We start from the raw sequence: 10,358 nt of genomic DNA, 5'->3' as shown, positions 1-10,358 counted from the left end.
ATAAAAAATTTCTCCATTAAGTTTTTACAGAAAAATATAGCTCCGCCTCTCGTTTTTGATACAGGCGAAGCATATCTTGAATTGTAGGGATGTATCAGAATTATTATGAGCGCACCTTATCCATTAGATATTTTGACGTAGCTCACCGAATTTTGTACGCACACTGGCAAACAGGTTCCCCGACTCTCCTCTGATGTTCGATTGCATCGAGTGTTTCTACTCGAAGTGCACCATGAGCGCAACAAGGTGGAGACCCACAAAAACATACCGCACGCCGCCCGTGTCATGGGGCGTTGAGTGGCGCGAGATACAGCCTCTATTCTCACGTTGGTTGGGTAAAACCATTCTGGTGCACAATAGCGTCTACCGGCTCCCCACGGTATTGCGGGGTGATTCATACCTTTTGTTGAGGAGTATATGTTGTTTCTCACCAACTTTTTCCCAGTAGGTATCTGCCTGGTGGACTACCGAAACGCGGTTAAACTCTGCGTATTTTTATCCTTCACTCTTACGATCCAAGGCGGGCAATAATGCAATATTTCACGAGCTAGGTTAGATACTTTCTACCGAATAAGGTCTTGTATCCATCTCGCTGATTGCATGTCATATAGAGGGTTCGTGGGTTCCAATTCCAGTGAACAAAGTGTGCATAATCAAAGTGGTTAGGCGGTCTAGCTCGGCATCGTCTACAACCGCCTCCAGTCTGGCCAAATCATCCGGCCCGGTCGGCATTGGCGGGGCTTTAGCCCCCATGCCGGTGCCGGTGATACCAGCTACCGCCTCGTCAGTCATGGCACGGAACATACGCTGCGCCCAGATAAGGTCTACATCTGCAGCGATATAGCCCTCACGCTGTGCACGCTCAAAAACCTTACCCAAACGCCCTAAAAGAGTGCGTTGTTTTGTAATCACGGCGGGATCATCATCGCTCAGATGCGCCATCGCATACAACCAGATCGCCTTCACCCGCATCACGTTAACGGTCAGGCGATGCAGCGCCACCATTACAGGAGCGGTCTCGGGACTTGCTGACTCAAATGCTTCATAAAATTCTCTAACGGCAATATTACTCAGCTCCGCGAGAAGAGCCTCGCGGCTGGCGAATCTGCGATGAATAGTTGTTCGAGTGACTCCTGCAACCGTAGCCACCTGCTCTAGCGAGGCGGTTGGGTCTCGGCGCAATACTTGTTCGGCGGCGTGAAGCACGATATTGACCGTGCGCCGCGCATCAGCTCGCAATGGCTTAGATGAATCAATCACGTAGTTATTACCCTAATAAATAGAACATGTCTGTTACAGTTAAATGCGTGGGTTATACCCGCATGTCATATATTCTATTCGCGAGAGGGTCAAATGACTACTAAGCAGACCGTCCTGAATTACTATTCGGCAATTCACGCCGAAAATTGGCAAGACTACATTTCCGATAAATTAGCCTACGGATTCAACAGTGCAGAACAAAATCTTGGCAAACAAGATTATCTGCAGGGTGCCGGAAATTTTTTTAATTCCACCACTAATGTTGAGCTTGCACATCTTGTGGTTGAAGGTGACAAAGCGGCGGTTATTGCGCGCTACACCGCAAAGTCCCCCGCAGGAGACACCCAGATTTTTGAGGTTCCGGAATTTCTCACAGTGCGAGACGGCAAAATTATTGCCTCCAGCATCTATCTTGACGGCGCCGCCTTTATGGCCTTTATAAAAGGCGAGTAAAGCTTTCTAGTCGCTTTCATTCAACTTCAGCTCTCTAATACCCGCAGCACATTCGCTGCTCTCGCCTGAGATAGCAGGTTTTATGCGGGAATTACTCTTTATCACTCATTCCCTCCCCCAAGGAGATCATCATGAATACCAATTCTGCGCTTTCCGGCAAGAATGCCGTTATTACCGGCGGAAGCGACGGTATCGGCTACGGTATTGCCGAAGAATTTGCCCGCCAAGGTGCTAACCTATTCCTCATTGCTCGCACCCCCACAAAACTTGCAGAAGCCAGCGCGCGCTTGAGCGAATACCCCGTGACCGTGCACACCTTCGCAGCAGATTTAACGGATATTTCTGAAGTACACCGTGCCGCCGAGCACGCCCTTGATATTTTGGGAAGTATTGATGTGCTGGTCAATAATGCCGGTATTGCACGGTTTATTCCCTTTGAGCAAACCGATGAGAACGCTTTTGACGAGCATTTTAATCTCAACGTCAAAGCCCCGTATTTCTTGGCACAAAAGTTATTGCCTGAACTCGCTAAAAATTCTGGCAATATTGTTAACATTTCGTCATATTTTTCGAAGCGAATGCTTCCCGGGCGCCCTTCGACGGTCTATTCCATGACAAAGGGCGCATTAAATCTTTTCACACAGTCATTAGCGTTTGAGACGGGTTCCGCCGGAGTGCGCGTGAATGCGATTGCGCCGGGAATGGTCGAAACTCCACAATTGCTGCGCAATGTTTCTGCGATGCCGCCTGAAGCGCAGGAGCAAATGAAGCAAAATGCCTCGGCGTTGATTCCGTTGGGGCGCATCGGGAATGTTGATGATATTGGGCGTGCCGCCGCGTTTTTGGCATCGGATGCAGCCGCATGGGTGACCGGCGCGGTATTGAGCGTGGATGGTGGTGTTACGACGCACTAGGCTTGCTGCCCTGTTCTCCCCTCCCCTCTCCCTAGTGTTGTAAAAAAGGCTCTTTATACGAATCAAGCGGATTTTCTAACGCTTTATTCGTATAAAGGGTCTTTTTATGCGCTGGGAGGAAGCTACGCTGATTCGAACTCGGCAGAATGTGCAAATGGGTCAGTATCCGGGTCATTTTGCCACAGATATTCGCAGCGGGACGCGATCTCTTGAGCCGTTTCCAAACCCCACCGGTCGGCGATAAAACCTAGGGTCATATCCATACCCGCCGAAACTCCCGAGGATGTATAAAACTTCTCTGTGCTCACCCAACGCGCCTTCTGCCGCCACCCCACCTGTGGGCGCGTCCCACGCACCCACTCGAAGGCACGTTTGTTAGTAGTAGCAGGCTTCCCGTCAAGAACACCTGTGGCGGCAAGAAGTGCCGCTCCGGTGCAGACTGTTAGGCAGGTTTGGCTTTGCTGTACCAATTTCGCAAGGTTTTGCAGGAATAGGTTATTCATTACGAGAGAGCGCGTACCTATACCTCCTGGAATCAGAAGAATGCTCCCCGGAGGAAGACTTTCAACGATTTCCGTCTTGAGGGTAAAGCCCTGGGCGGAACGTACCAATGAACCACCGTTTTCGGATGCGCCCGCCACCGAGATATACCGCATACGCACATCAGGCACACGGTGCAAAAATTCGATAGGTCCCATAGCGTCGAGAGTCTCATAACCGTCGAAGAAAAGACAGTACACAGATGTAGTCGTCATAGCACCCATGCTAAAAAGGGTCTTTATGTGAATCAAGCACGATTCTTCAACGTTTTATTCACATCAAGGGTTTTTATTATGCGCTCAGGCATGTGCTGCAGGTTTGTATGCCTGGAAATATACCCGGGTGCCCGTCGTAAAACCGTCATTTATCACGGTTTGGCACGCATACAGGTTAGAGTTAAACACAGAGGCATTATTTTGGGTGCCGTCGCCCATTACACAGCTGCGGTTCTCATGTCGAATGCCGTGCATCCTACACCGATGCTTCCGCAATGACCGATAAGAAAGAGATAAATATGTCGCTACCAACCACAATGCGCGCCGTACAATACGACAAATTTGGCGGGTCTGATCTGCTCACGATCAACGAAGTTCCCGTGCCATCTCCCCGCCCCGGCCAGGTGTTGGTACGCGTGCAGGCCTTCAGCGTGAATCGCATTGACGTGATCGTGCGCGAAGGCGAAATGCGGCTTTTTACGGGCAAACGCTTCCCCAAAGGTACCGGTGTGGATGCGCTCGGCGAGATTGTCAGCGTGGGCACCGGCGTGATGGACTACAAAGTTGGCGATATCGTGTGGGGGTTCAACGGCTCCATTTCTATGGCACCCACCGGCACAGCAGCCGAATACGTTCTATTCCGTGAGAACCGGATTCACCATGCACCGCGCATCCAGAACCAAATTGATGCGGCGGCACTGCCGCTCGTGAGCCTTGCCGCCCTGCAGGTGCTCCGCAAGAACCTGAAACTCCAGGCCGGTCAGCGTTTGCTGGTGGTGGGTGCTAGCGGCGGTGTAGGGCATGCCGCACTGCAGATCGGGCAGATTTTGGGGGCTCAGGTGGCGACTGTTTCTGCCGAAGAAAATATAGCTCTGTGCCGCGAGCTAGGTTCGATTGAGGCATACGACCATGAGGCTCTGCCAGACCCCGAAAAGGTTGAGAAATTCGATGCGATCCTGGACTGCGGAGGCGTTGTGACCGCGTTTTACCGCAACTACTTGAAGCCGGGCGGGCGCATGATGACGGTCTCGCCTGACGGTCTTCCGGCGGTGCTGACCTCGCTGTTCACGAACCGTCGCGTGGGTTTCCTGCTGGCGACCAAGGCATCGTCCGAGGCCATGAAGTGGATTACCAATGCCGTCGAGCGTGGTCAGCTGCGCCCAGTTATTGAGAAGAAATACTCACTTGAGGAACTTGGCGCCGCGCAAGATCGTGTAGCCGAGAAACATACACGCGGCAAACTCGTAGTGGTTATGTAACTCTCTTTGGTTATTTATACGGGCGAGGTTTTGACATATGGCCACAATGTGGTGGCTATGCACTCAAAGCCTCGCCTTTATGCATGACCGTGACGATGCGGCACGCATGTTTGCGGCGCTGGGAGTAGGCTAAAGGTATGAGAATTGGTATGCGTAAACCCAGTGTGAAACGAATGATTAAGGCCCGCACCACCGGTCGGGCAAAACGCGCCGTAAAAAGTGCTGTGATTCCCGGTTATGGTAAGCGCGGCATGGGGTTTGTGAAAAACCCGAAGCGAGCCGTAAAAGGGGCTATCTACCGCCGCACGACCTTCAGCGTGTGGGATTTGTTTAGGTAATGGAAGAGTCCCTCTCTTGCGGTAACGCTCAATTCGGGAGCATTTTCTTCATTCGGGAGCACTTTAACTGCTCCCGAATGAAGAAAATGCTCCCGCTTTGTCATGTTGTGGTTGTAACGCCGGAATAAGAACCTGAATATGCACCAGTATGTGCCTCACACGGTTCTTCTTTACATGTCTAGAGCCGCCCCTCGCCCATGTAGCACTCACTCCTCAATCTTGCGCCGCCGCATAAAAACCTTTGGAAAAGACCCTAAAAATAAAGGTTCTCGCGCGGTATACTAAGGATAAGCTAACCTCCTCGTCAAAGCTGAAAGGGACCTTTTCCTATGCTGAAAATCGAAGATGCCATCAGCGAGACCTTGCTTATCCCCCTATACATGAAGCACCTCGCCTCGCAACAGCCCGACCCAATCATCAAAGATGAGGCAGCGGGGCGCATCGTTTCGCAGTTAGACTACAATTTCTCTAAATTTGATAACATTATTCACACCGTTGTCGGCACCGCGATTCGCTCAGATTACTTTGACCGACTGGCGGCCGATTTTATTAAGCGCCAGCCTAACCCGGTGATCGTTAATGTTGGATGCGGTCTAGACAGCCGCCGGGAACGCATCGGTGAAATCGCGCAGAACGTGCCGTTTTACAGCCTAGATTTACCCGATGTGATGACTTTGCGTATAAAGTTGCTGCCCCCGCAAGGCAGTGAAGTTTTCCTGGGAACCTCAGCCTTCGACGCGGGTTGGATGGACGAGCTGAACGATCTGCAGCCGAATGCCCAATTTCTGTTCGTGATTGAAGGCATGATGATGTACTTTGACCGTTACACGGTACGCGCTTTGTTCCGCGATCTTGCGCAGCGTTTTCACGGCAGTGAGATCGCGTTCGACGTCATAAACTCGTGGATGGTTACGCATTCCGATCAGCACGAAGCACTTAAGCACTCCCGCGCGCGATTCGTTTTTGGATGCGACGACGATCATGAACCCGAGCGTTGGGCTCATAACCTTCGCTTGGTGAGCGCTAAACGGCTGATGACAGACTTTCCGGCGTGGAAGAAGAGCGGGGCACTGTCTGCCATGATAGCGCGGCGTTTACCATTCCTGAAGGAATCCTTCCGTATGCTCCACTACCGGATAGACTAACCCTGCGTATTTCAAGCGTCATCAGATTATTCTTCCTGCACAAGCAGGATCCGGCGATTTACCCGCCGGGGCACTATTTCAAGCGCAGCAGGAAATAAACCGCATTCCGAAAATGGGTGAGGTAACAAGCCAGAACCCGTTGCCTTTTAGCGCGTCTTACCCCAGCTGCTCTTTTCTGCTCCTGGGGTTATAGCTTCGCAGGCTCCGCATAGTATACAATCCGGGTTGGAACCGCATACACATATAGTTTACCCATCAAGTAATTTGTACTGTACAATTGAGGGTTCATATGCGATAACCACACATTATCGCTCGTGTGCAAAGTCTATGGAACTCTGCGCAGTATATGACTCATCCAAACCGCAAGGAGGTATCTATGGGTCAGCTTATTGGGATGATTATTGCGGGTGCTATTATTGGCGCCCTTGCCCGCCTGTTCATGAAGGGTCAGCAGAATATTTCTATTCTTTGGACCATCATCTTGGGTGCTGTCGGCGCATTTGTCGGAGGCTGGGTAGCTGGTCTGCTTGGCGTTGCTGAAACCGCCGGTATCGACTGGATCCGCTGGATTCTTTCGATTATCGCCGCGATGGTCGCTATCTCCATCTACTTGAGCGTCACACACAAGAAGTAGCTTCTTCCACATTCTGCAAAAGCGGATCCTCGAACATTCTGTTTCGAGGATCCGCTTTTATTGTGTGTTATGGGTGCGCTAGTTAAAGACAGACTAAATCACCTCCTGTATTTGGCCAGAGCACAGATTAGGATGCGTATCATCCATCATTCTCGAACCGACACCCCAGGTCTTGTGCCACATCGCGCAAACGTTTGTCACGAGTCCACAGAGTAGTTCCTGGAACTACCACAACCGAGGCTAAAAGGTGCACATCAACAGCAGATAAACCGCGTCCCCACAGCTTACGTTTCTCGATAAACCACCGCACTTCGTGATCATCGACTGTGGGAAGTTGTTTTAGCTCGCTCAGGGCAGACAGGAACTCGTTCCGCTTTTTAAGAGACCCAAGAGCTAGTTCTGTAAGCACTAAATCATGACAGCAAATTTCATCACTCATCAGGAGCTCTGATAGTTCGGGCTCTGTACGATGCAGATGATCTATCCAAACATTGGTATCAACTAAAATCATGACTGCACATTTCGATGCCGCGGAGCCGCCTGGGCTTGAGGGTCGGAACCTCCTAATGCAGCGAGCAGACGCCCATTTTCGATACGTAATAGGGTTTCCATAGCCTCACGCACCAAGACTGAACGTTCTTCAATACCGGTTAGTTTCGCCACCTTAGCAACAACTTTTTCATCCAAGGTCACAGTTATACGCATAATAACCTCCACATCAGTAATATCATACTCATGGTGCGGATAATGATGCTGCCTTATTTTGCATATCTACCCCGTTGGCACCGCAGCCTCAAAAACCATAATCGGTTGAGTGCCATCAAAAGGGGTGCGGCACCAGTCACCCCATACGGCATGTATTTCAAATCCTGCATTCTGCAGCTGGTAGCCTAATGTCTTTTTATCTCGAAAAGTTAGGATACTCTCTTGGACCACAGTCTCTCCAGAGTCCATGAAGTGATAGTTAGTGCGGTGCAGAACCTGCCCATTATTATCAGGCGCAACCGCTTCTGACCATTCAGATATCAGTCCGTGCCGTGTAGAGCGAGTCGTAGTAGACGTAGTCCAACTTTCCCAGGCCCGACATGCTGGATTACGGCTCTCGAACGCGAGCATTCCACCTGAGCGCATTATACGATGTAGGTCATTCAAGGTCTTTTCCCACTGTGGGCTAGGGATGTGTTGCGCCACATTACCAGTCATCACTACCAAATCGAAGCCATGGTCGGGAGCATTTCGGCTATCCCCCAGAATCCACCGGATTTTGGAAGCACCGGGGCGACTGCGTGCGTACTCTAACATTGATGCTGACGGGTCTACACCGATAACAGCACGCCCCGATTGAGCTAAAGTTACGGTGAGTATGTCGGTACCGCATCCTAGGTCAAGGATTCTTTGGGCATTACGCCGATGAGCTAGAGAACGGTAATAATCATGGTCCGCCTTATTGGGGTTGTCTTCATCGTAGAATTCACCGTGCGAGGATCATAGCCTTTTGTGCTCACGGTTTTATCTCGACTTGACGCAGCATATAAGGCACCAGGATCTTATGGAAAGGCCAGATACATGTTAGGTACACCTTCCCCACAGCCGATTGAGGCTGAGCATGTGTTTCAATCCCGCCACGCGCAGACGTGCTGCCCTCCTCAGCAGCGGTAACCACGAATTTTGAGGAGAACTCTATATGCTTATCCTTATGGCCACCGATAACATGCTCATCGGTGACCTCAGTAAACGTAAAGGGGCCCGCTGATGAACCAACCGCGACCTCCAATTGAGTGGATTTCGTTGCGGGCTGTACTGTAAACCCCATTTTCTGTACAACACGGTTACGGACCCGCATTATCACACGAACCCACGGAGGGGTTGCAGATAAAAAGCGGTGGGTAAATTCCTGGGCGTCCCAACTAGCGGGTATCTGCACATAGTGACCATCAGAAAAGTTCATATCGTTAAATCGCATGTTCAAGGCTCCTAAACGTGCTCAGCGGACCTAAATAACGCAGGTAAAGGCGTATCGCCTACCCCTAGAGGGTGCGCAATACGCCTTAAGGTGCGTTTTTCAGGATACGGACTATTTGCGTGAGGCCTTATGTTCCTTGCCCATATAGATACCGCCCTGCGCCAGCTCGGTGAGCATTTGTTCGAGGCGCTCGATACGCATCGCCGGTGTCTTGGCGCGGTTGATCCAACCAATATAGTCGTTACGCTGATACGCTGGTCGAGCCTTATAGTCGGTGCGTAACCCCGCGTTTTTCAGGGCCGCCGCAATATCTTTCGGCATAGTGTGTTGTTCGCGCATAAAGCCTCCTGAGATGGGTGTTTATCGTGTACCTGTATTCCACGCTACCTGTAGCACGGTGGCAGGTTCAAGATTTCAGGTAAGCGCGAACTATACCGGGCCAGTATTTTCCGCGGGTCACGATGCTCCTGAGGGTGGTTCTTGCTAGCCTTCACCTCACCTAGGTAGAGAGGCGCGCATCCTGCGATGGTAAGGATGCGCGCCAACCGTTTCTTTCAAAAAGATATCAGCGCTTTGCCGGCTGAACTGCTCCCTTAGGGGTTACCGCATTCGAACCATTGGGCATCACGGGGGTTTCAGGCGTTCCACTTGGGGTCTCATGAGACGCTTCACCGTTCATCCTGACCTCGTAGGTACCATTAGGTTGCACCTGTGAGTTCTTATTGGAGCCGTTGGGCAGACCATTTTCATTTGTAATCCAGGACCCATCGGCACCCACCCAATCGGTGTTTCCGGTGGCTGGATTGCTCCGATCCCACGACCCATCGGGATATACCCTCACGATTTCACCGTCGGGTTCGGTTGCAGTCCAGGATCCGTCTTCAGCAACCTGCACATACCCTTCAGAACCGGGATTTTGGTTCGCTGTCTTTCCGGGGGCGCCCTGTTGTTGGGTTCCGCCGCCAGCGACACCGCCGTTAGCTCCAGCACCCTGATCTGCCTGGGCGCCGCCTCCATTAGCGCCGGTACCAGCACTGGTACCGCCGTCACCCTGCACTGAGCCATTACCGGAATTCTGTTCCGCACCTGCGCCACCGTTAGCGCCTGAACCGGAATTTCCAGATGTTCCACCGCCGTTATTCACAGCGCTGGAGCTTCCTGTGGAGCTAGAAGCACGAGATGAACTTGACGAAGAAGAAGCCGAGGACGAACTTGAAGAATCATTCGCACTATTTGAGCCGCAGGCGCTCAAAGCCAAGATGCCAGCAGCAGCCAGAGATACACATGCGGCAATCTTCGTGGTTGTCATGATTTGCATCCTTTCTCCTGATAAATATCAGCTGGTGTTTTAACCGTCGCATAGCTCACATGTATTGTCAGGAATTTTCCAGATTTTGCAAATATTTTTTACCACGAGATATAGTTACACCTGTGTATTACACATTAAAGAAATTGAATTACCTTATATATCTAAACTAAATTTTATTTATGAACGAATCAACTAACACGATTATTAATATTTTGAAAAATCATAAATTTATACTGTCGCACATATTTCCAAGACGGTGGCTTCCACCGGTATAGAATTTTTAACATTCTCCCCAACCCATAACCCACGACGACGTTAGCCCCCCCCC

13 protein-coding genes and 1 pseudogene are annotated in these 10,358 nt (G+C 50.9%); 6 read left to right on the top strand and 8 right to left on the bottom strand.

The window, feature by feature from the left end; genetic code table 11:
• Nucleotides 1-603: 603 nt before the first annotated feature.
• Complete coding sequence (locus tag HMPREF2554_RS03965; RefSeq protein WP_013397515.1) at nt 604-1,260, bottom strand: TetR/AcrR family transcriptional regulator; 657 nt, start codon at nt 1,258-1,260, stop codon at nt 604-606.
• Between the two features lie 93 nt (nt 1,261-1,353).
• On the opposite strand from HMPREF2554_RS03965, the gene HMPREF2554_RS03960 reads away from it, so the two are divergent.
• Complete coding sequence (locus tag HMPREF2554_RS03960; RefSeq protein WP_013397516.1) at nt 1,354-1,713, top strand: nuclear transport factor 2 family protein; 360 nt, start codon at nt 1,354-1,356, stop codon at nt 1,711-1,713.
• A 131-nt stretch (nt 1,714-1,844) separates the two neighbouring features.
• The gene (locus tag HMPREF2554_RS03955; protein WP_013397517.1) at nt 1,845-2,627 is read left to right on the top strand and encodes an SDR family NAD(P)-dependent oxidoreductase; all 783 of its coding nucleotides are present in this window, start codon (nt 1,845-1,847) and stop codon (nt 2,625-2,627) included.
• A gap of 122 nt (nt 2,628-2,749) precedes the next feature.
• On the opposite strand, the gene HMPREF2554_RS03950 is transcribed toward HMPREF2554_RS03955, so the two are convergent.
• Nucleotides 2,750-3,382, bottom strand: coding sequence for a DJ-1/PfpI family protein (locus HMPREF2554_RS03950; protein WP_041321836.1), 633 nt, complete (start codon nt 3,380-3,382; stop codon nt 2,750-2,752).
• 299 nt (nt 3,383-3,681) lie between these two features.
• Between HMPREF2554_RS03950 and HMPREF2554_RS03945 the strand changes: the two genes are divergently transcribed.
• From HMPREF2554_RS03945 to HMPREF2554_RS03930, 4 genes are all read left to right on the top strand, one after another.
• Nucleotides 3,682-4,641 (top strand): NADP-dependent oxidoreductase, encoded by a 960-nt coding sequence (locus tag HMPREF2554_RS03945; RefSeq protein ID WP_041321519.1) that lies wholly within the window; start codon nt 3,682-3,684, stop codon nt 4,639-4,641.
• A gap of 149 nt (nt 4,642-4,790) precedes the next feature.
• Complete coding sequence (locus tag HMPREF2554_RS03940) at nt 4,791-4,979, top strand: hypothetical protein (RefSeq protein ID WP_080556853.1); 189 nt, start codon at nt 4,791-4,793, stop codon at nt 4,977-4,979.
• Nucleotides 4,980-5,308: 329 nt separating this feature from the next.
• Nucleotides 5,309-6,124, top strand: coding sequence for a class I SAM-dependent methyltransferase (locus HMPREF2554_RS03935; RefSeq protein ID WP_013397522.1), 816 nt, complete (start codon nt 5,309-5,311; stop codon nt 6,122-6,124).
• A gap of 376 nt (nt 6,125-6,500) precedes the next feature.
• Nucleotides 6,501-6,758 (top strand): GlsB/YeaQ/YmgE family stress response membrane protein, encoded by a 258-nt coding sequence (locus HMPREF2554_RS03930; protein ID WP_037231102.1) that lies wholly within the window; start codon nt 6,501-6,503, stop codon nt 6,756-6,758.
• Between the two features lie 139 nt (nt 6,759-6,897).
• Here HMPREF2554_RS03930 and HMPREF2554_RS03925 read toward each other — a convergent pair whose 3' ends face one another.
• The 6 genes and pseudogenes from HMPREF2554_RS03925 to HMPREF2554_RS11935 form a co-directional block, all read right to left on the bottom strand.
• Complete coding sequence (locus HMPREF2554_RS03925) at nt 6,898-7,269, bottom strand: type II toxin-antitoxin system VapC family toxin (RefSeq protein ID WP_013397524.1); 372 nt, start codon at nt 7,267-7,269, stop codon at nt 6,898-6,900.
• A complete protein-coding gene (locus tag HMPREF2554_RS03920) occupies nt 7,266-7,463 on the bottom strand; it encodes a type II toxin-antitoxin system VapB family antitoxin (protein WP_013397525.1) in 198 nt (65 codons plus the stop codon). The genes HMPREF2554_RS03925 and HMPREF2554_RS03920 overlap by 4 nt, the downstream gene beginning before the upstream one ends.
• 66 nt (nt 7,464-7,529) lie before the next feature.
• Nucleotides 7,530-8,162: pseudogene (locus HMPREF2554_RS11205) on the bottom strand (class I SAM-dependent methyltransferase); the annotation flags it as partial.
• Between the two features lie 97 nt (nt 8,163-8,259).
• A complete protein-coding gene (locus HMPREF2554_RS03915; protein ID WP_013397527.1) occupies nt 8,260-8,721 on the bottom strand; it encodes a DUF2867 domain-containing protein in 462 nt (153 codons plus the stop codon).
• A 111-nt stretch (nt 8,722-8,832) separates the two neighbouring features.
• Nucleotides 8,833-9,060: a YdeI/OmpD-associated family protein gene (locus HMPREF2554_RS03910; RefSeq protein WP_013397528.1), complete on the bottom strand. Its 228-nt coding sequence runs from the start codon at nt 9,058-9,060 to the stop codon at nt 8,833-8,835.
• Between the two features lie 226 nt (nt 9,061-9,286).
• Entirely contained in the window at nt 9,287-10,030 is a 744-nt protein-coding gene (locus HMPREF2554_RS11935) for a 1,4-beta-cellobiosidase (RefSeq protein ID WP_305793968.1), read from the bottom strand.
• Nucleotides 10,031-10,358: the final 328 nt, after the last annotated feature.

It is taken from the genome of Rothia sp. HMSC071F11 (genome assembly GCF_001809115.1).
GTDB classification, from domain to species: domain Bacteria; phylum Actinomycetota; class Actinomycetes; order Actinomycetales; family Micrococcaceae; genus Rothia; species Rothia dentocariosa.
This window is presented reverse-complemented; position numbering and strand designations above follow the sequence as displayed.

Bases quoted from the DNA above. Each gene is read 5' to 3' on its own strand.
- HMPREF2554_RS03960 (WP_013397516.1), top strand. From the start codon at position 1,354: ATGACTACTAAGCAGACCGTCCTGAATTACTATTCGGCAATTCACGCC.
- HMPREF2554_RS03955 (WP_013397517.1), top strand. From the start codon at position 1,845: ATGAATACCAATTCTGCGCTTTCCGGCAAGAATGCCGTTATTACCGGC.
- HMPREF2554_RS03950 (WP_041321836.1), bottom strand. From the start codon at position 3,382: ATGACGACTACATCTGTGTACTGTCTTTTCTTCGACGGTTATGAGACT.
- HMPREF2554_RS03945 (WP_041321519.1), top strand. From the start codon at position 3,682: ATGTCGCTACCAACCACAATGCGCGCCGTACAATACGACAAATTTGGC.
- HMPREF2554_RS03940 (WP_080556853.1), top strand. From the start codon at position 4,791: ATGCGTAAACCCAGTGTGAAACGAATGATTAAGGCCCGCACCACCGGT.
- HMPREF2554_RS03935 (WP_013397522.1), top strand. From the start codon at position 5,309: ATGCTGAAAATCGAAGATGCCATCAGCGAGACCTTGCTTATCCCCCTA.
- HMPREF2554_RS03930 (WP_037231102.1), top strand. From the start codon at position 6,501: ATGGGTCAGCTTATTGGGATGATTATTGCGGGTGCTATTATTGGCGCC.
- HMPREF2554_RS03925 (WP_013397524.1), bottom strand. From the start codon at position 7,269: ATGATTTTAGTTGATACCAATGTTTGGATAGATCATCTGCATCGTACA.
- HMPREF2554_RS03920 (WP_013397525.1), bottom strand. From the start codon at position 7,463: ATGCGTATAACTGTGACCTTGGATGAAAAAGTTGTTGCTAAGGTGGCG.
- HMPREF2554_RS03915 (WP_013397527.1), bottom strand. From the start codon at position 8,721: ATGCGATTTAACGATATGAACTTTTCTGATGGTCACTATGTGCAGATA.
- HMPREF2554_RS03910 (WP_013397528.1), bottom strand. From the start codon at position 9,060: ATGCGCGAACAACACACTATGCCGAAAGATATTGCGGCGGCCCTGAAA.
- HMPREF2554_RS11935 (WP_305793968.1), bottom strand. From the start codon at position 10,030: ATGACAACCACGAAGATTGCCGCATGTGTATCTCTGGCTGCTGCTGGC.